Origin of the sequence: Streptomyces sp. URMC 123 (assembly GCF_051386515.1) — a bacterium.
Classification (GTDB): domain Bacteria; phylum Actinomycetota; class Actinomycetes; order Streptomycetales; family Streptomycetaceae; genus Streptomyces.
This window is the reverse complement of the sequence record NZ_JBPQTV010000106.1, coordinates 1-19,372: the sequence shown is the minus strand read 5'-3', so window position 1 is coordinate 19,372 and position 19,372 is coordinate 1. Positions and strand designations below refer to the sequence as shown.

General features: G+C 73.8%; 16 protein-coding genes. 5 read left to right on the top strand and 11 right to left on the bottom strand.

Annotated features, from left to right (window positions below):
• Positions 1 to 577: 577 nt before the first annotated feature.
• From ACSNOD_RS15010 to hrcA, 4 genes are all read right to left on the bottom strand, one after another.
• Positions 578 to 1,315 (bottom strand): 16S rRNA (uracil(1498)-N(3))-methyltransferase, encoded by a 738-nt coding sequence (locus tag ACSNOD_RS15010; protein ID WP_436767410.1) that lies wholly within the window; start codon positions 1,313 to 1,315, stop codon positions 578 to 580.
• Complete coding sequence (locus tag ACSNOD_RS15005) at positions 1,312 to 2,388, bottom strand: nitronate monooxygenase (RefSeq protein WP_436767409.1); 1,077 nt, start codon at positions 2,386 to 2,388, stop codon at positions 1,312 to 1,314. Before ACSNOD_RS15005 ends, ACSNOD_RS15010 begins: the two co-directional genes overlap by 4 nt.
• Positions 2,389 to 2,566: 178 nt before the next feature.
• The gene (dnaJ, locus tag ACSNOD_RS15000) at positions 2,567 to 3,703 is read right to left on the bottom strand and encodes a molecular chaperone DnaJ (protein WP_436767408.1); all 1,137 of its coding nucleotides are present in this window, start codon (positions 3,701 to 3,703) and stop codon (positions 2,567 to 2,569) included.
• Positions 3,704 to 4,720 carry a heat-inducible transcriptional repressor HrcA gene (gene hrcA, locus ACSNOD_RS14995; protein WP_436767407.1) on the bottom strand — a complete coding sequence of 339 codons (1,017 nt, stop codon included), beginning with the start codon at positions 4,718 to 4,720 and terminating at the stop codon, positions 3,704 to 3,706.
• A 183-nt stretch (positions 4,721 to 4,903) separates the two neighbouring features.
• Here hrcA and ACSNOD_RS14990 point away from each other — a divergent pair, with 183 nt between their 5' ends.
• Positions 4,904 to 5,641: an MBL fold metallo-hydrolase gene (locus ACSNOD_RS14990; protein WP_436767406.1), complete on the top strand. Its 738-nt coding sequence runs from the start codon at positions 4,904 to 4,906 to the stop codon at positions 5,639 to 5,641.
• Between the two features lie 46 nt (positions 5,642 to 5,687).
• On the top strand, positions 5,688 to 6,518 hold the full coding sequence (locus ACSNOD_RS14985; RefSeq protein WP_436767405.1) for a DUF3097 domain-containing protein: 831 nt from the start codon (positions 5,688 to 5,690) through the stop codon (positions 6,516 to 6,518).
• 82 nt (positions 6,519 to 6,600) lie between these two features.
• On the opposite strand, the gene hemW is transcribed toward ACSNOD_RS14985, so the two are convergent.
• The 4 genes from hemW to lepA all read right to left on the bottom strand — a co-directional run bounded on the left by hemW (position 6,601) and on the right by lepA (position 12,625).
• Complete coding sequence (hemW, locus tag ACSNOD_RS14980) at positions 6,601 to 7,830, bottom strand: radical SAM family heme chaperone HemW (RefSeq protein WP_436767404.1); 1,230 nt, start codon at positions 7,828 to 7,830, stop codon at positions 6,601 to 6,603.
• 124 nt (positions 7,831 to 7,954) lie between these two features.
• Complete coding sequence (locus ACSNOD_RS14975; RefSeq protein WP_436767403.1) at positions 7,955 to 9,844, bottom strand: AMP-dependent synthetase/ligase; 1,890 nt, start codon at positions 9,842 to 9,844, stop codon at positions 7,955 to 7,957.
• Positions 9,845 to 10,107: 263 nt separating this feature from the next.
• Positions 10,108 to 10,521 (bottom strand): hypothetical protein, encoded by a 414-nt coding sequence (locus ACSNOD_RS14970; protein ID WP_436767402.1) that lies wholly within the window; start codon positions 10,519 to 10,521, stop codon positions 10,108 to 10,110.
• Positions 10,522 to 10,759: 238 nt separating this feature from the next.
• The gene (gene lepA, locus ACSNOD_RS14965) at positions 10,760 to 12,625 is read right to left on the bottom strand and encodes a translation elongation factor 4 (protein WP_436767401.1); all 1,866 of its coding nucleotides are present in this window, start codon (positions 12,623 to 12,625) and stop codon (positions 10,760 to 10,762) included.
• A 191-nt stretch (positions 12,626 to 12,816) separates the two neighbouring features.
• Here lepA and rpsT point away from each other — a divergent pair, with 191 nt between their 5' ends.
• Together rpsT and ACSNOD_RS14955 are read left to right on the top strand one after the other, a co-directional pair.
• On the top strand, positions 12,817 to 13,083 hold the full coding sequence (rpsT, locus tag ACSNOD_RS14960) for a 30S ribosomal protein S20 (RefSeq protein WP_436767400.1): 267 nt from the start codon (positions 12,817 to 12,819) through the stop codon (positions 13,081 to 13,083).
• A 345-nt stretch (positions 13,084 to 13,428) separates the two neighbouring features.
• Positions 13,429 to 14,442 (top strand): hypothetical protein, encoded by a 1,014-nt coding sequence (locus ACSNOD_RS14955; protein ID WP_436767399.1) that lies wholly within the window; start codon positions 13,429 to 13,431, stop codon positions 14,440 to 14,442.
• A 57-nt stretch (positions 14,443 to 14,499) separates the two neighbouring features.
• On the opposite strand, the gene holA is transcribed toward ACSNOD_RS14955, so the two are convergent.
• Complete coding sequence (gene holA, locus ACSNOD_RS14950; RefSeq protein WP_436767398.1) at positions 14,500 to 15,498, bottom strand: DNA polymerase III subunit delta; 999 nt, start codon at positions 15,496 to 15,498, stop codon at positions 14,500 to 14,502.
• Positions 15,499 to 15,629: 131 nt separating this feature from the next.
• Here holA and ACSNOD_RS14945 point away from each other — a divergent pair, with 131 nt between their 5' ends.
• Entirely contained in the window at positions 15,630 to 15,875 is a 246-nt protein-coding gene (locus ACSNOD_RS14945) for a hypothetical protein (RefSeq protein ID WP_436767397.1), read from the top strand.
• 94 nt (positions 15,876 to 15,969) lie between these two features.
• Here ACSNOD_RS14945 and ACSNOD_RS14940 read toward each other — a convergent pair whose 3' ends face one another.
• Together ACSNOD_RS14940 and ACSNOD_RS14935 are read right to left on the bottom strand one after the other, a co-directional pair.
• Positions 15,970 to 16,851 (bottom strand): YceI family protein, encoded by an 882-nt coding sequence (locus tag ACSNOD_RS14940; protein ID WP_436767396.1) that lies wholly within the window; start codon positions 16,849 to 16,851, stop codon positions 15,970 to 15,972.
• Positions 16,852 to 17,001: 150 nt separating this feature from the next.
• A complete protein-coding gene (locus tag ACSNOD_RS14935; RefSeq protein WP_436767411.1) occupies positions 17,002 to 19,368 on the bottom strand; it encodes a ComEC/Rec2 family competence protein in 2,367 nt (788 codons plus the stop codon).
• Positions 19,369 to 19,372 lie beyond the last annotated feature (4 nt).

Below are 19,372 nucleotides of genomic sequence, written 5' to 3'. Positions count from 1 at the left end.
GCGGTCGTGCGCTCTGTTCGTGCGGGTGTCGGTGCCGCACCGGGGTACCTCCTCGGCGGCGCACGTGCACCTTTGTTGTTCGGCTTTCCCGCCATCTCGTGCGCCGCGCTGCGGGGGCACCCCGCTACGTCCCCTCCGGTGGCGGGGGCGCACAAAGCGGAGTGGGGGGCTACGCGCTCCCCGCGTGCGTGGCTGGCCCGTGATCCGCGATCTGCTGTCCGTAGGACGGCTCCGGCTTCGCCGGAGAAAAGAAGACGGCAGGGGGCCGAGCGACGGCAGCAACCAGCTACGAACACCCCCTACCGCGGGCGCGACGCCATGCCGGGCCGGAGGGGACGTGGCGGGGTGCCCCCGCAGCGCGGCGCACATGCTCCCAGGGAGAGCCAAAGAAACAACCCGCACGGTGCGCCGCCGAGGAGGTACCCCGGCGCGGCACCGACCCCCGCACGAACAGAGCGCACGACCGCAACCACCCACCCCCCCGCCGAAGGCCCGGGGAAGCAGCGACGCTCACGTTGGCGACGGTCACCATCACGGAAACGCAAGCGTGGACGTCGCGCACAGTGAGGCCGCAGGGCTAGGACCAGCGGCCCGTGCGGGTCAGGAGGAGCGCCACCCCCGCCGTCCCAGCCGTAGACGTACGGAGCACGCTCGCCCCCAGCCGAAACGCCCCCGCCCCCGCCTGCGCGAACGCCGCCAACTCGTCGGGGGCCACGCCCCCCTCGGGGCCGACCACGAGCACGATGTCCCCCTCCGCGGGCAGCCCCGCCGTGGCGAGCGGCTCGCTCCCCTCCTCGTGGAGGACGGCCGCGAACGCCGCGCCCGCGAGGAGCCCCGCCACCTGGCGGGTCGTCATCAGGTCGTGGACCTCGGGGAAGCGCAGCCGGCGGGACTGCTTGCCCGCCTCCCGGGCCGTCGCGCGCCACTTGCCGAGCGACTTGAGCCCGCGCTCGCCCTTCCACTGGGCGACGCAGCGCGACGCGGCCCAGGGGACGATCGCGTCCACGCCGGTCTCCGTCATGGTCTCGACGGCGAGTTCGCCGCGGTCGCCCTTGGGGAGCGCCTGGACGACGGTGATCCGGGGCGTGGGCTCCGGCTCCTCGCGGATCGTGCGCAGGTCCGTCACGACGAGCCGGTCCTTGCCCTCGGCGGCCTTGACGACGCCCTCCGTCCAGTGGCCCCGGCCGTCGGTGAGGACGACGTCCTCGCCGGGGCGCAGCCGCTTCACGGAGACGGCGTGCCGGCCCTCGGGGCCTTCGAGCACGTACTCGGGGCCGCCCGGCACCCGGTCGACGACGAACACCGGCGCGGTCACGAGGCGCTCCCCGGGGTGGTCAGGGCCGCGCGGGCGGCGGCCAGTTCGGCGACGAGCGTCTCGACGAGCCGGCCGGCGGGCAGGTCCCGGGCGAGCCGGTGGCCCTGGCCGGCCCAGAGGGCCATGGCCTCGGGGTCGCCGGCGCGGGCGGCGGCCCGGCGCAGCGGCGTGGTGAGGTGGTGGACCTGGGGGTAGCCGGCGGGCGCGTACGGGCCGTGGTCGCGCAGGAAGCGGTTGACCAGGCCGCGCGCGGGCCGCCCGGAGAAGGCGCGGGTGAGCTCCGTGCCGGGGAAGCGCGGGTCGGTGAGGGCCCGCTTGTGCAGGGGGTCGGCGCCGGACTCGGGGCAGGCCAGGAACGCCGTGCCGAGCTGGGCGGCGACCGCGCCGGCGGCGAGGACGGCGGCGATCTGCTCGCCGCGCATCAGCCCTCCGGCGGCGACGACCGGCAGCGGCACGGCGTCGCGGACCTGGGCGAGGAGCGGCAGCAGGCCGAGGCCGGCGCCGTCGGCGCGGGGGTCGTCGTGGTGGCTGCCCTGGTGGCCGCCGGCCTCCACGCCCTGGGCGCAGACGGCGTCGGCGCCGGCCTCGTGGGCGGCCAGCGCCTCCTGGGCGGAGGTGACGGTCACGACGGTGCGCGTGCCGACGGCGCGCAGGGCCTCGACGACGGACCGGGCGGGGCAGCCGAAGGTGAAGCTCACGACGGCCACCGGGTCGTCGAGGAGGATCGCCACCTTGGCGTCGTAGGCGTCGTCCGTACTGCCGTCGGTGTCGCCCAGCGGGGTATCGTACCAGCTGGACTCGCCGGTGAGCTGCTCGCGGTAGACCTCGATGGCCGCCGGGTCGGCGGCGGCGGGCTGCGGCAGGAAGAGGTTCACCCCGAAGGGGCGGGCGGTGAGCCCGCGCACCCGCCGGATCTCCTCGTGCATGGCCTCGGGCGTCTTGTAGCCGGCGGCCAGGAAGCCGAGGGCGCCGGCCTCCGCGACCGCGGCGACGAGCGCCGGGCAGGAGGCGCCGCCCGCCATGGGGGCCTGCACGATCGGGTGGGGTGAGAGATCGGTCAGCGCGGAGGACATGGTCACATCGTGTCACGCCGGCCGGACGCCCGGCGGGCCGCCTCCCCCGGCCCCGGGGCGCGCGAACGGCGGGCCACCGCCGGGCCCCGGACACGCGAACGGCGCGCCTCCACCGGGCCCCGGACGCGCGAACGGCGCGCCGCCGGTGGGGCGGCGCGCCGTTCGGGACGCGAAGACCTCAGCGGCCGTTGAACGCGTCCTTGAGCCGGGAGAAGAGGCCCTGCTGGCCCGGCTGGAACTGCCCGGAGGGCCGCTCCTCGCCGCGCAGCTTCGCGAGCTGCCGCAGCAGTTCCTCCTGCTGCGGGTCGAGCTTGCTGGGCGTCTGGACCTCCACGTGGACGATCAGATCGCCGCGCCCGCCGCCGCGCAGATGGGTGACGCCCCGCTGGTGCAGGGGGATGGACTGCCCGGACTGGGTGCCCGGCCGGATGTCCACCTCCTCGATGCCGTCGAGCGTCTCCAGCGGGCACTTCGTGCCCAGCGCGGCCGCCGTCATCGGGATGGTCACCGTGCAGTGCAGGTCGTCGCCCCGGCGCTGGAAGACCGGGTGCGGCAGCTCGTGGATCTCGACGTAGAGGTCGCCCGCGGGGCCGCCGCCGGGGCCGACCTCGCCCTCGCCGGCGAGCTGGATGCGGGTGCCGTTGTCGACACCGGCCGGGATCTTGACGGTGAGGTTCCGGCGGGACCGGACCCGGCCGTCGCCCGCGCACTCCGGGCAGGGGGTCGGCACGACGGTGCCGAAGCCCTGGCACTGCGGGCAGGGCCGCGAGGTCATGACCTGGCCCAGGAAGGACCGGGTGACCTGCGAGACCTCGCCGCGGCCGCGGCACATGTCACAGGTCTGCGCCGAGGTGCCGGGCGCCGCGCCCTCGCCGCTGCACGTGGTGCAGACGGTGGCCGTGTCGACCTGGATGTCCTTCGTGGTGCCGAAGGCCGCCTCGTCCAGCTCGATGTCGAGCCGGATCATGGCGTCCTGGCCGCGCCGGGTGCGCGAGCGCGGCCCGCGCTGCGCGGCGGTGCCGAAGAACGCGTCCATGATGTCGGAGAAGTTGCCGAAGCCGGCGCCGAAGCCACCGGCCCCTCCGCCGCCGCCAGAGGCCGACAGGGGGTCCCCGCCGAGGTCGTAGACCTGCTTCTTCTGCGGGTCGGAGAGCACCTCGTAAGCGGCGTTGATCTCCTTGAACCGCTCCTGGGTCTTCGGATCGGGGTTGACGTCCGGGTGCAGTTCGCGCGCCAGCCGGCGGAACGCCTTCTTGATCTCGTCCTGCGAGGCGTCGCGCCGTACGCCCAGGACCGCGTAATAGTCCGTGGCCACCTACGACTCCGCCAGGATCTGTCCGACGTAACGTGCCACTGCGCGTACCGCTCCCATCGTTCCGGGGTAGTCCATGCGGGTCGGTCCGACCACGCCGAGTTTTGCGACCGCCTCGTCGCCCGAACCGTAGCCGACCGTGACCACGGACGTGGAAGTCAGCCCTTCGTGGGCATTCTCATGCCCGATACGTACGGTCATGCCGGAGTCCTTGGCCTCCCCGAGCAGTTTGAGCAGGACGACCTGCTCCTCCAGCGCTTCCAGCACCGGCCGGATGGTCAGTGGGAAGTCGTGCCCGAAGCGCGTCAGATTGGCGGTGCCGCCGATCATCAGCCGCTCCTCGGGCTTCTCCACCAGAGTCTCCAGCAAGGTGGCCAGCACCGTCGAGACCGTCCCCCGGTCCTCCACCTCGAAGGACTCGGGGAGGTCCTGCACGAGCTGCGGCACGTCCGCGAAGCGGCGGCCGACCACGCGGCTGTTGAGCCGGGCCCGCAGATCCGCCAGGGAGGTCTCGCCGATGGGCGCCGGGCAGTCCACCATGCGCTGCTCGACCCGCCCGGTGTCCGTGATCAGCACCAGCATGATCCGGCCCGGGGAGAGCGACAGCAGCTCCACATGGCGCACGGTCGAACGAGTCAGCGAGGGGTACTGGACGACGGCCACCTGCCGGGTGAGCTGCGCGAGCAGCCGTACGGTGCGGCTGACCACGTCGTCGAGGTCGACGGCGCCGTCCAGGAAGTTCTGGATGGCGCGCCGCTCGGGCGACGACAGGGGCTTGACGCCCGCGAGCCGGTCGACGAAGAGGCGATAGCCCTTGTCGGTGGGGATGCGCCCGGCACTGGTGTGCGGCTGGGCGATATAGCCCTCGTCCTCCAGCACCGCCATGTCATTGCGCACGGTGGCCGGGGAGACACCGAGACCGTGCCGCTCGGTGAGCGCCTTGGAGCCGACCGGCTCCTCGGTCCCGACATAGTCCTGGACGATGGCACGCAGTACCTCGAGTCTGCGTTCGCTGAGCACCGCGCACACCTCCAGCAGTCGTTTCCTCAGTCGCTGCTTGGCACTCGCCCTGTACGAGTGCCAGCCTTCCCGGGCCCAGTGTACGGCGGGGTGGTGCGGACCGGGCAAGGGCCGTCCGCACCAGGTCACGTCGCCCGGTCGGGTCTCCCGCGCGCCACCGCCCCGTGCGATTAGCGTCACCGCATGGACCGCACTTGGGAAGAGACCGGCTGGGAACCGCTCGCACACGGCGTGGCCCGGCGCCGTTTGCCCCGCTGGGACGCCACGGTGGGCGTGGTGCACGGGGAGCGGGCCGTACTGCTCGTGGACGCCGGCGCGACGCTCGCGGAGGGCGCACGGATCAGGGCGGAGGTCGAACAGGCGCTCGGCCGGGGAGTGACTCATCTCGCACTGACGCACCCGCACTTCGACCACGTCCTGGGGGCGGCGGCGTTCGCGGGGGTCGAGGTGTACGGGGCGGTGGGGTTCGACGCCCTGCTGGGGAACGAGCGCGAGCGCCAGGCGCTGTACGAGGACGCGGTGCGGCACGGCGCGGACCCGGCCGAGGCCGCCGAGGCGGTCGAGCAGCTGGTCCGGCCGCACCACGCGATCAGCGGCGACATGGCGGTCGACCTGGGCGGCGGCCGGGAGGCGCTGATCGTCAACGTGGGCCCGGGGCACAGCGGCCACGACCTGGCCGTGCTGGTGCCGGGCCGGGGCGCCGAGCCGACGGTGGTGTTCTGCGGCGACCTGGTGGAGGAGTCCGGCGAGCCGCAGGCGGGGCCGGACGCCGCGCCCGCGTGGTGGCCGGCCGCGGTGGACCGGCTGCTGGCGCTCGGCGGCCCGGACGCCCGCTACGTGCCCGGCCACGGCGCGGTGGTCGACGCCGCCTTCGTACGGGCCCAGCGGCGCGATCTGGCGGAGCGCTTCGGCGTGTCGTGACGGCAGGGGCCCCGTTCCCGCCGCCGGCCGGTCTAGTGTCGGTCGGATGCGTGGCAGCAGACAGTACGGTCCCGATCTCACCCCGCCGTGGAAGCGGAACAAGCCCGTGCCGGAGGTCCCGGCGGAGCCCGACCTGGTGGTCGAGGAGGTCACCACGGGCTTCTGCGGGGCGGTCGTCGGATGCGAGAAGACCTCCCAGGGGCCCTGTGTGACCCTGGAGGACCGGTTCGGCAAGCGGCGGATGTTCCCCCTCCAGCCGCGCGGCTTCCTGCTGGAGGGGCGCGTGGTGACGCTGGTGCGGCCGGCGGCCGCCGCCCCCGCCGCGGCGCGCGGCCCGGCCCGTACGGCGTCGGGCTCGATCGCCGTCCCCGGGGCGCGCGCCAGGGTCGCGCGCGCCGGGCGCATTTACGTGGAGGGCCGGCACGACGCGGAGCTCGTCGAGAAGGTGTGGGGCGACGACCTGCGGATCGAGGGCGTGGTCGTCGAGTACCTGGAGGGCGTCGACGACCTGCCGGCCATCGTGCGGGCGTTCGCCCCCGGGCCGGACGCGCGCCTGGGCGTCCTGGTGGACCACCTGGTGCCCGGCTCGAAGGAGTCCCGGATCGCGGCCGAGGTGTCGGGCGAGCACGTCCTGGTGGTGGGCCACCCGTACATCGACATCTGGGAGGCGGTGAAGCCGGCCTCCGTCGGCATCCCCGCGTGGCCGACCGTCCCCCGGGGGCAGGACTGGAAGACGGGCGTGTGCCGCGCGCTGGGCTGGCCGGAGAACACGGGCGCGGCGTGGCAGCGCATTCTGGGGTCGGTGCGCTCGTACAAGGACCTGGAGCCCGCGCTGCTGGGCCGGGTGGAGGAACTGATCGACTACGTCACGGCGTGACCGGCAGGGCGTGACCGGGGCGGCCGGGGCACCGTACGCGGCCGGGGCGCGGTATCCGTCGTATCCGCGGCAGCGTGCGGGCTCAGTCCACCAGGTCCCGCACCACCGCGTCCGCCAGCAGCCGGCCGCGCAGCGTCAGCACGGCCCGCCCGGCCGCGTACGGGCCCGGGTCCAGCAGGCCGTCGGCGAGCGCGCGGGCCGCGGCCCGGGCGCCGGCGGGGCGCAGCAGGTCCAGCGGGCAGCCGTCCACCAGCCGCAGCTCCAGCAGGACGCGCTCCACCCGCCGGTCCTCGTCCGAGAGCACCTCCCGGCCGGCGCCCGGCGAGCGGCCCTCGCCCAGGGCCTGGGCGTACGCGCCGGGGTGCTTGACGTTCCACCAGCGCACGCCCCCGACGTGGCTGTGGGCGCCGGGGCCCGCGCCCCACCAGTCCGCGCCGCGCCAGTACAGCTCGTTGTGGCGGCACCGGCCCGCCCGCGAGGTCGCCCAGTTCGACACCTCGTACCAGTGGAAGCCGGCGGCCGACAGCCGCTCCTCGGCGATGAGGTAGCGGTCGGCGTGGACGTCGTCGTCGGTCATCGGCACCTCGCCGCGCCGGATGCGGCGCGCCAGCTGGGTGCCCTCCTCGACGATCAGCGCGTAGGCCGACACATGGTCGGGCCCCGCGCCGAGGGCGGCGTCCAGCGAGGCCCGCCAGTCGTCGTCCGACTCCCCCGGCGTGCCGTAGATCAGGTCGAGGTTCACATGGTCGAAGCCGGCCGCGCGCGCCTCGCCCACGCACGCTTCGGGCCGCCCCGGCGTATGGGTGCGGTCCAGCACCTTCAGCACATGGCGCCGGGCGCTCTGCATGCCGAAGGAGACCCGGCTGAAGCCGCCCTCGCGCAGTTGTTCGAGGTAGCGGGGGTCGACGGAGTCGGGGTTGGCCTCGGTGGTGATCTCGGCGCCGTCGGCGAGACCGAACTCGTCCCGGATCGCGGCCAGCATCCGTACCAGGTCCGCGGCGGGCAGCAGGGTCGGCGTGCCACCGCCGACCAACACGGTCTCCACCGGGCGGGGGTCGTCGCCGAGGACCTTGCGGGCGAGGCGGATCTCCTCGGCGACGGTCTCGGCGTAGTTGTCGCGGGAGGCGAGCGCCCCGCCGGAGCCGCGCAGCTCACTGGCGGTGTAGGTGTTGAAGTCGCAGTAGCCGCAGCGGGTGGCGCAGTACGGGACGTGCAGATAGAAGGCCAGCGGCCGGGTGGGGTCCGCGAGCGCCTGGCGGGGCAGGGACCCGTCGGCGGGGACGGGCTCGCCGTCGGGCAGTACGGATGGCATACGACCCATTCTCCGGCATCGCGGACGGACCCCGGCGCGGACGCCGGCGCGGGGGCCGGCATGGGAGCCGATACGGGGGGCCGGTGCGGAGACCGGCCCCCGCCGGGCCGGCGGTGGCGGGCCGCTACGCCTCGCGCGCCCCCGCGTACATCTCCTCCAGCAGATGCCGGTACTCGCGCTCGACGACCGGCCGCTTCAGCTTGAGGCTGGGGGTCAGCTCCCCGTGCTCCACGTCCAGGTCCCGGGGCAGCAGCCGGAACTTCTTGATCGTCTGCCAGCGCTGGAGGCCCTCGTTGAGCCGCTCCACATAGCCGGCGATCAGCTCCTCGACCCGGGGGTCGGCCACGACCTCCGCGTACGGCTTGCCGCCCAGCCCGTGCTCGGCGGCCCAGCCGAGGATCGCCGTCTCGTCGAGCGCGATCAGCGCGGTGCAGAAGTTGCGGTCCGCGCCGTGCACCAGGATGTTCGAGACGAACGGACAGACCGCCTTGAACTGCCCCTCGATCTCGCTGGGCGCCACGTACTTGCCGCCCGAGGTCTTGATCAGGTCCTTCTTGCGGTCGGTGAGGCGCAGGAAGCCGTCCGGGGACAGCTCGCCGATGTCCCCGGTATGGAACCAGCCGTCCGGCTCCAGCACCTCCGCCGTCTTCTCCGGCAGCCCGTGGTAGCCCTCCATCACCCCGGGGCCGCGGAGCAGGATCTCGCCGTCGTCCGCGATCCGCACCTCCGTGCCGGGCAGCGGCTTGCCGACCGTCCCCGTGCGATACGCCTCGCCGGGGTTGACGAAGCTGGCGGCGCTGGTCTCGGTGAGGCCGTAGCCCTCCAGGATGTGGATGCCGGCGCCGGAGAAGAAGAAGCCGATCTCGGGCGCGAGGGCCGCCGAGCCGGACACGGCGGCGCGCAGCCGGCCGCCGAACGCCTCGCGGATCTTGGCGTAGACGAGCCGGTCGGCGATGGCGTGCTTGACGGTGAGGCCGAGGGGCGCGCCGCGGTTGCCGGTGCGGCGGAAGTTGTCCTGGTCGGCCTTGGCGTACTCGCGGGCCACCTGGGCGGCCCACTGGAAGATCCGGTACTTGGCCGCGCCGCCCTCCCGGGCCTTGGCCGCGACGCCGTTGTAGACCTTCTCGAAGATCCGGGGCACGGCCGCCATGTAGGTGGGGCGGACCACGGGGAGGTTGTGGACGATCCGGTCGATCCGGCCGTCGACGGCCGTGGCGTGGCCGACCTGGATCTGACCGGAGAGCAGCACCTTGCCGAAGACGTGGGCCAGCGGCAGCCAGAGGTACTGCACGTCGTCGCCGTTGATCAGCCCGGTGGCGGCGATGGCCCTGGCCATGTACGACCAGCAGTCGTGCGGCAGCCGTACGCCCTTGGGCCGCCCGGTGGTGCCGGAGGTGTAGATCAGCGTGGCGAGCTGGTCGGCCCGGATGGCCTCGACCCGCTCGCGGACGGCGTCCGGCTTCTTGTCCAGATAGGCCGCGCCGCGCCGCTCCAGCTCGTCGAGGGAGATCACCCAGTCGGGTGGGTCGCCGTCGGCCCGCCGGGCGTCCGCGGCGTCGATCACCACGACATGGGCGAGCTCGGGCAGCTCGGCGCGGCGCTCGCGGGCCTTGGCGAGCTGCCCGGCGTCCTCGGCGATCAGCACCCGGCTGCCGGAGTCGGCCAGGATGAACGCGGTCTCCTCGGCGTTGGTGCTGGGGTAGATCGTGGTGGTGGCGGCGCCGGCGCAGAGCACGCCGAGGTCGGCCAGTATCCATTCGACGCGGGTGTTGGCCGCGAGGGCGACCCGCTCCTCGGGCCGGACGCCGAGGTCCATCAGCCCGGCCGCGATGGCGCCGACCCGCCCGGCGGCCGCGGCCCAGCTCAGGGAGCGCCACTCCTCGGCGTCCCGGCCGTCGGCGGACGGCACGGGGTAGCGGAAGGCCTCGGCGTCGGGGGTGGCCTCGACCCGTTCCAGGAAGAGCGTCGCCACGGAGGGCGGCCGGTCATCGATCAAGGTCTGCGTGTTGCTCACGACATCCTCCGTGGCCCGCGGCAGTGCTGTGACTGGAGTGTGACGGGGAGTTGTTTAACTGGCGAGTAACCTTCGAGCAGAGATCAGGGTAGAGCGCGGGGAGCGCGGGCGTAAGAGGCTGGACGCGCCCTTCGCGCCGACGGCATGACAAACGGGCCCGACGCAGTGCGTCGGGCCCGCCCGGGGTACGGGGCCGGCCTGCCGGCCGGCGATCGGCGCGCGGAGAGGATCGGCGCGCGGAGAGGATCGGCGCGCGGGAGCGATCAGCGGGCCGTCGGGACCATGCCGGTCGGCATCATGCCCGTCGGCAGCTTCACGAGGCGGAGGTTCTCCATCGGGGAGACGTCCGTCCGCGACTTCTTCGACTGGGCCGAGTGCTCGACCTGCTCCTTGGCGTGCCGGTGGAGGTGCTTCACCTGCCGCATCGCGACCTGGCCGACGACCTCGCCGCCCTCCTCCGCGGTCTCGTCGGTGGAGCGCACCAGGTCGTTGACCGGCTTCTCCAGGGGGGCGGTCACCTCGCGGGTCTGCTGCTCGTTCAGCCCGAGCAGCTTGCTGGTGTTGGCGCGGAGCGAGCCTGCCGGCCCCCCCTTCCCATCGGCGGCGAAGGCCGGAGTCGCGGTTCCCAGGGCCATGACGGAACCGGCGATGACGGCGGCAGCCTTGGTGTACTTCACTTCAGCATCCCTTTCCGAGCGGTGTCCTGCACGGTCACGACGGTCGTGCCGGTCGAGCGCCTCTCGGGCCGCCCGGGACACCGGTGCCACCGTGGGTAACGGCCGTCTCATCCCGGCAGAAACCCCATGGCTCCCGGCTTTTTTCGCATTCACCCGGATGCCGCACAAGAAGGGCGCCCGACCGGTACGGTCGGGCGCCCTCGTCGCTCGCTCGGGTGCCGGGTGTGCCGGCGGAGCGCTACTTCTTCTTGCCGCCGGAGTCGTCGCTGGACAGCACCGCGATGAACGCCTCCTGCGGAACCTCCACGGAGCCGACCATCTTCATCCGCTTCTTGCCCTCCTTCTGCTTCTCCAGCAGCTTCCGCTTACGGGAGATGTCACCGCCGTAGCACTTGGCGAGGACGTCCTTGCGGATGGCGCGGATCGTCTCGCGGGCGATGACGCGCGAGCCGATGGCCGCCTGGATCGGCACCTCGAAGGCCTGCCGCGGGATGAGCTCGCGCAGCTTGGCGACGAGCCGCACGCCGTACGCGTACGCGGCGTCCTTGTGGGTGATCGCGGAGAAGGCGTCCACCTTGTCGCCGTGCAGCAGGATGTCCACCTTGACCAGGCTGGACGCCTGCTCGCCGGTGGGCTCGTAGTCCAGCGAGGCGTAGCCGCGGGTCTTGGACTTCAGCTGGTCGAAGAAGTCGAAGACGATCTCGGCGAGGGGCAGGGTGTAGCGGATCTCGACCCGGTCCTCGGAGAGGTAGTCCATGCCCAGGAGGGTGCCGCGGCGGGTCTGGCAGAGCTCCATGATCGAGCCGATGAACTCGCTGGGGGCGAGGATCGTGGCGCGCACGACCGGCTCGTACACCTCGCTGATCTTGCCCTCGGGGAACTCGCTCGGGTTGGTGACCGTGTGCTCGGAGCCGTCCTCCATGATCACGCGGTAGACCACGTTGGGCGCGGTCGCGATCAGTTCGAGGCCGAACTCGCGCTCCAGGCGCTCGCGGATCACGTCCAGGTGCAGCAGGCCGAGGAAGCCCACGCGGAAGCCGAAGCCCAGGGCCGCCGAGGTCTCCGGCTCGTACACCAGCGCGGCGTCGTTGAGCTGCAGCTTGTCCAGCGCCTCGCGGAGCTCGGGGTAGTCCGAGCCGTCCAGCGGATAGAGGCCGGAGAAGACCATCGGCTTGGGGTCCTTGTAGCCGCCCAGCGGCTCCACGGCGCCCTTGCTGAGGGAGGTGATCGTGTCACCCACCTTGGACTGGCGGACGTCCTTCACGCCGGTGATCAGATAGCCCACCTCGCCGACGCCGAGGCCGTCGGCCGGGGTCATCTCGGGCGAGGAGACGCCGATCTCCAGCAGCTCGTGGGAGGCGCCGGTCGACATCATCCGGATGCGCTCGCGCTTGTTGAGCTGGCCGTCGACGACCCGGACATAGGTGACGACACCGCGGTACGAGTCGTACACCGAGTCGAAGATCATGGCGCGGGCCGGGGCGTCGGCCACCCCGACCGGGGCCGGGACGTCGGCGACCACCCGGTCGAGCAGCGCGTCCACGCCGACGCCGGTCTTGGCGGAGACCTTGAGCACGTCGGAGGGGTCGCAGCCGATGAGGTTGGCCAGCTCCTCCGAGAACTTCTCGGGCTGCGCCGCCGGCAGGTCGATCTTGTTGAGGACCGGAACGATCGTGAGATCGTTCTCCATCGCCAGATAGAGGTTGGCGAGGGTCTGGGCCTCGATGCCCTGGGCCGCGTCCACCAGGAGGATCGTGCCCTCGCACGCCGCGAGGGAGCGGGAGACCTCGTAGGTGAAGTCGACGTGACCCGGGGTGTCGATCATGTTGAGGATGTGGGTGCGGCCCACGCCCTCGCCGGTGGTCGGCGCCCACGGGAGCCGGACCGCCTGGGACTTGATCGTGATGCCGCGCTCACGCTCGATGTCCATCCGGTCGAGATACTGGGCGCGCATCTGCCGCTGCTCGACGACACCGGTGAGCTGCAACATCCGGTCGGCGAGCGTCGACTTGCCGTGGTCGATGTGCGCGATGATGCAGAAGTTACGGATCAGCGCCGGATCGGTGCGGCTGGGCTCCGGCACGTTGATGGGGGTCGCGGGCACGCAGGGTCCTGTTTCTTGAGACGCCGATCGCCTCTGGTCGGATCGATACGTAGCCTCCATCCTCCCACGGCCGGACGGCGGCGACCGGTTTGGGAGGGCCTCGGCGCTCCTGGTAGCCTGGCCTACTGTGCCTCGTGCCCTCTCACGCGTGGCGCAGCTCAAGAATCCAACGAACCTGCAAAGGCTCTTTCGTGGCGAACATCAAGTCCCAGATCAAGCGGAACAAGACGAACGAGAAGGCGCGCCTGCGCAACAAGGCCGTCAAGTCGTCGCTCAAGACCGCGATCCGCAAGACCCGTGAGGCCGTGGCCGCCGGTGACCTCGAGAAGGCCACCGTCGCCGCCCGTGAGGCGTCCAAGAAGCTCGACAAGGCCGTCAGCAAGGGCGTGATCCACAAGAACCAGGCCGCCAACAAGAAGTCGGCGCTGGCTCAGCGGGTCGCCTCCCTCCAGGGCTGATCCAGCCTTTCGGGACCGGACGACGGTCCCATCGGGACCGGATGACGGCCCCACCCCTCGCCGGACCGGACCCAAGCGGGCCCTCTCATCCGCTCCGACCGGCATCCCTTTCGCGGACGGGGACTGTCCGCGACTGAGCGCCGCACGCGGCCTGCGTTCGCCACGCGGGTGCGGCGCATGAGCTGAAGACTCGGGGCCCCGGCCCGTCCTTTCCCCAAGGACGGGCCGGGGCCCCGAGGCGTTTCACGGACGCGGCGGGGCGCCGGGGCGCACGAGCACTGGCACAAGGCCCCACCTGCGGATACGGGGGGATGCGGAGCCGGGAGCCTTCGATAGGGTTCCGTCATGTCCACGCCGCCTTCATCGCCGTATCCGCCCGGCCCCTCCGCTCCCCAGCCGCCCCAGCAGCCGTCGCCCGCGCAGGGCGGGTACGCGGCGCCGCAGGGGCACCCGAACCCGTACGCGCAGGGACCGGGCCAGGCCCAGGCCGCCGGTCAGGTCCCGGGCCAGGCCCCGGTGCCCGGCCAGGCTCAGGGCCCGGCGGGGTACGGCCCCTACGGGGCTCCCGCGCAGGCGCCGTATCCGCAGGCGGCGGGGCCGATGGGGCCCGGGGCGCCGATGGGGCCCGGGGCGCCGATGGGGGCGTACGCGCCGCCGCCGGCCGGTGGCGGGAAGCCCGGCGGCAAGCAGGGCTGGATATGGGCGGCGGTCAGCGCGGTCGTGGTCTCGGCGCTGTGGGCCGGCGGGCTGTACGCCTTCGGGCCGGGCGACGGCCCCGAGGCGGACCTCGCCGGGTACCAGCTCCACCGCGACCTCTGCTCCTCGGTCGACAACGCCTCGTTCAAGTCGCGCTTCCCCGAGTCGATCGACTCCGACGACCCGGAGTCGGCGGAGCACCAGGCGCTGGACTCCTCCCGGTGCTGGATCACCCGCAAGTCCTCCACGGGCGACAAGGCACAGCGGGCCTCCCTCAGCATGTCGCTGGAGCTGCACAAGGCCACGGACCCGGGCCCGGAGTTCACGGCGGACTTCCACTGGTACAAGGACCGCCCGGCCGGGACCAAGTCGAGCAAGCGGGTCTACCGGCTCCAGGAGCTGCCGGGGGTCGGCCAGGAGGCGTACGTCGTCACCGACGAGGACCCCACCAAGGACACCTCCTCGCCGAGCTTCGCGATGATCGGCGTGCGGGACGGCTGGATGACCTACACCGTCTCCTTCAACCCGTACTCGATGCCGGAGGGGGAGAAGCCCCTGTCGAAGAGCGAGGTGGTCGCCATGCTCACGGACGACGTCAAGGCCGCGCTGCCCAAGCTGAAGCAGAAGGACACGACGCCGCCGGGGCGCGAGTTCGGCTCGTAGGGGGGACGGGGCCGGAGGGCCCCAGGTCAGTACGGGAGCGGGCCGGGGCAGGCAGGGTCAGTACGGGCGGCTGGGGCGGGCGGCGCGGGCCACGGTCACGACGGCCTTCTCCAGGGCGTACTCGGGGTCGTCCCCGCCGCCCTTGACCGCCGCGTCCGCCTCGGCGACCGCCCTCAGCGCCACCGAGACGCCGTCCGCGGACCAGCCGCGCACCTGCTGCCGCACCCGGTCGATCTTCCACGGCGGCATGCCGAGCTCCCGCGCCAGGTCGGCGGGGCGCATCCCGCGCGGGGCGGAGGCCAGCTTGCCGATGGAGCGCACGCCCTGCGAGAGCGCGCTGGTGATCAGCACCGGGGCGACCCCGGTGGCCATGGCCCAGCGCAGCGCCTCCAGCGCCTCCGCCGCCCGGCCCTCGACCGCGCGGTCGGCGACGGTGAAGCTCGACGCCTCGGCGCGGCCGGTGTAATAGCGGGCCACCACGGCCTCGTCGATGGTGCCCTCGACATCGGCGACGAGCTGGGCGCAGGCGCTGGCGAGCTCGCGCAGGTCGCTGCCCAGGGCGTCGACGAGCGCCTGGCAGGCCTCCGGGGCGGCCGAGCGGCCGGCCGTGCGGAACTCGGAGCGGACGAAGGCCAGCCGGTCGGCGGGCTTGGTCATCTTGGGGCAGGCGACCTCACGGGCGCCGGCCTTGCGGGCGGCGTCCAGCAGGCCCTTGCCCTTGGCTCCCCCCGCGTGCAGCAGCACCAGGGTGATCTCCTCGACGGGCGCGGCGAGGTAGCTCTTGACGTCCTTGATCGTGTCGGCCGAGAGATCCTGGGCGTCGCGGACGACCACGACCTTGCGCTCGGCGAACAGGGACGGGCTCGTCAGCTGGGCGAGCGTGCCGGGCTGGAGCGCGTCGGGGGTCAGGTCGCGTACGTCGGTGTCGGCGTCGGCGGCGCGAGCCGCCGCGATCACCTGGCGCACGGCGCGGTCGAGGAGGAGCCCCTCCTGTCCCACGGCGACCGTGACGGGGGCGAGCGGGTCGTCGGTCGTGGACTTCTTGGTACCTGCCATCGCCTCCAGCATCCCATGGGCCACTGACAGTCCGTGCGGACAGTCGGTGAGGGGCGGAGGCAGGGAGGGAGCTCGGGGTCGGCGTGGGGTGGTGTGCCGGGCGGCGGGCGCCGTGTCCGACAATGTCGGGCGTGAGCGACGTTCGACATGTACTCGTGCTGCCCGACCGCGACGCCGCCGAGGAGGTGGCCGAGGCACTCCCGCACCGGTTCGCGATCGCGGAGGAGCCCCAACTCGTACGGGACGCCCTGGCGGGCGAGGACGACGCCGAGGACGCCCAGTGGCTCGTGGTGGTCGAGGACCCGTGGGGGCGGCTGGACCCGGCGGAGCTGGACGAGCTCGCGGCGGAGTACGAGGGGTGGCTGGAGCGGGAGTGACCCGCCGCGCCGGGCCGGCCCGGGGTTCGGTCCAGGCCCGGCGGCGGGCGGCGGGCGGCGGGCGCGGAACCCCTGGCCCGGCGGCGGGCGGGGCTCAGCTCTTGACCGTCGCCTGGATGTCCAACTCGACGCTGATGCTGGAGCCGATCGCGGCGATGCCCTGCGCCAGCATGTGCTGCCAGTTCAGGGTGAAGTCCTCGCGGTGCAGCTCGGTGACCGCCGTGCAGGCCGCGCGCTGCTCGCCCTTCATGCCGTGGCCCACGCCCAGATACTGCGTGTCGAGCGCGACCGTACGGCTCACCCCGTGGATGGTCAGCGCCCCGGACACGGTCCAGCGGCTGCCGCCCCGGTGCGTGAAGCGGTCGCTGTAGAACTCCAGCGTCGGGAAGCGCTTCACGTCCAGGAAGTCCGCCGAGCGCAGATGGTCGTCGCGCATCCGGATCGCCGTGTCGATGCTGGCGGCGTCGATGACCACGTGCAGGAGGGAGTCCTCCATGCGCTCGGCGATGCGCAGCGCCCCGCCGAAGGAGTTGAACCGGCCGTGAATGCGGGCCAGTCCGATGTGGCGGGCGGTGAAGCGCACGGTGGAGTGGCCGGGGTCGACCTCCCAGTCGCCGGGCTCCGGCAGCTGGGGCGGCGGGGCGATCTGGAGGGCGATGTCCCCGACCGCGGTGTGCCCGCCCTCGGTGACCTCCGCCTCGGCGCGGAAGGGCACATAGCCCTCGGCGGCGACCGACAGCCGGTAGCCGCCCGGCGGCACGGCCGCCACGAAGCTGCCGAACGGGTCCGACTCGCCGGCCATCACCTTGCGGCCCATCGCGTCGCTGACCACGAACTCCGCACCGGCCAGCGGCTGGCGTACCGGGTCGAAGACACGGCAGCTCAGCATCCCCGCACCGGCGGGGACCGCCGGACCGCGAAGCGGAGTGGTGCCCGGGCCCTCACCCGTGCGATTGCGTAGCCAGCGGCCGAACATTCTGTGTGCACCTCATAGGGATCGTTACGTTCGATATTCATTCGATCATCCTTGGGGCTTTCACAGCAACACGGCCCTTGCATGCCGTATTGCAGCTAATGCAGCGTCTGACACCAGAGGTCCGAATTGGGCCCGCGGTGGGGGTGGGGCTCAGGGGTCGGGGCCGCTGACAACGACGCCGAGCGCCGGTTCGGCTCCCGCTCCCGCCCCGGCGCGGACCGCGCTGTCCCCGGAGGCGCCACCGGTGATCGCCACCGCGCCGTCGGTGTCCGTACGGAACACCCGGGCTCCTCCCGCCCGGAGCGCGGCCACCGTACGGGGCGCGGGGTGCCCATACGGGTTGTCCTCGCCGCACGAGATGAGGGCCACCCGCGGCCGGGCCAGCCGCAGCAGGCCCGGGTCCTGGTACGCCGAACCGTGGTGGGCCACCTTGAGCACGTCCACGCCCGCCGCCAACTCCGGCTCCGCCGCCGACAGCCGCCGCTGAGCCGGCGGTTCCAGGTCCCCCAGGAGCAACAGCCGCAGGCCCGCGGTGCGGATCAGCAGGGTCACGCTGGCGTCGTTCGCGCCCTCCGGCGGCGCCGTGCCGACGGCGGCCGGTGGCGGCCACACCGTCCGCCACGCGAGCGGGCCCAGCCGCCGCTCCCCCGGCGCCGTACGGAGCACCGGCACCCCCGCCTCGCCCGCCACCCGCCGTACGAACTCCGCCTGGTCCGGCGGCTCGTCCAGGGTCGTCGTCTCGATGGCGCCCACAGCCCGGCCGCGCAGCACGCCCGGCAGCCCCGCGACATGGTCGGCGTGGAAGTGGGTGAGCACCACCAGCGGGAGGCGGGTCACGCCGAGCTCGCGCAGGCACCGGTCGGCGGCGGCCGGGTCGGGCCCGGCGTCCACCATCACCGCCGTGCCCCGGCCCGCGGCGAGCACGAGCGCGTCCCCCTGCCCCACGTCGCACACCGCCAACCGCCAGCCGTCCGGTGGCCATCCGGACAGGGTCCCGGGCAGCGGGACGGGCCGGACGATCGCCAGCAGCAGCGCCAGCGCACCGCACACGCAGAGCCAGGGCCGGCGCGCGACCCGGGGCGCGGCGAGGACGGCGGCGAGGAACACGGCCGCGAGCAGCAGGCAGCCCGACCAGCCGCCCGGCCACTCCGTCTGCGCCCCGGGCAGCGCCGCGCCCGTCCGGGCGACCCCCGCGATCCACTCGGCGGGCCAGGCCGCCAGCCACGCCAGGGCGGTGGCCGCCGGCATGAGGAGCGGCGCGGCCGCCAGCGCCGCGAAGCCGAGGACGGTCGCCAGGCCCACCGCCGGCTCCGCGAGCAGGTTGCACGGGACGGCGACCAGGCTGACCCGGGCCGCGAACACCACCACCACGGGTGCGCACACCAGTTGGGCCGCCACGGCCGCGGCCAGCGCCTCGGCGAGCCTCGGCGGCATCCCGCGCCGCCGCAGGGCGGCGCTCCAGCGCGGCGCCACCGTCAGCAGCGCGCCGGTGGCCAGCACGGAGAGCAGGAACCCGTACTCGCGGGCGAGCCAGGGCGCGAGCAGCACCAGCAGCAGGACCGCCGCCGCGAGCGCGGGGATCAGGGACCGCCGGCGACCGGTGCCGATCGCGAGCAACGTGATCAGGCCGCAGGCCGCCGCCCGCAGCACGCTGGGCTCGGGGCCGCAGACCACCACGAACGCGAGCGTGAGCGCGCCCCCCAGCAGGGCGGTGCCCCGCAGCGGGACGCCCAGCCGCGCGGCGAGGCCCCGGCGCTCCGCGCGCACGGCCAGCCGTGGCGGCCCGATCACCAGGGCGAGCAGCACCGCCAGATTGGCGCCGCTGACCGCCATGGTGTGCGACAGGTCGGTGGCGCGGATCGCCTCCTGGAGGTCCGGCGGAACCCGTGAGGTGTCGCCGACGACCAGTCCGGGCAGTAGGGCCCGGGCGTCGCCCGGCAGGCCGTCGGTCGCCTCCCGCAGCCCGGTACGCAGGCGGCCCGCGACGCGGTGCGGGGCGCTCGCCCGCTCCAGAATCCACGGCCGGCGGTCGTCGCCGGTCACGCGCAGCACCGCCGCGACGCGGTCGTCCCGGGACGAGGGCGGCGCGGCGGTGGCCGTCACCCTCAGCCGGGTGGAGGGCAGCAGCCCCGCCCAGCGCTCGGGGTCGTCCCGCTCGGCGAGCACCGCCGGCTCGCCCACACGGCCTCGCGCACCCCCGTTGTGGGCCGGCCGCTCGTTCCGTGCTCCTCCGACCAGCAGCAGTACGGGCGTACGGGCCCGTACGACCCGGCCGTCGGCCGCCGTCACGCGCACCGCCTCGGCGTCGATGGCCAGCATCGCCGAACCGGGCCGCGCGCCGCGCGGCTTCGGGCGCAGCACCCGGGGCTCTCTGCTGACCGTCACCTCGGCCGTGACCTCGGCGTACGCACGGGCGAGCCCCGGCAGCGGCCCCCGACGGGCGTCGGCGGCCTCCGCGCCAGCGACGCCGGCCGCCACGGCCCCGCAGAGCAGCGCGGTCGCCCCCGCGACCAGCAGCCGC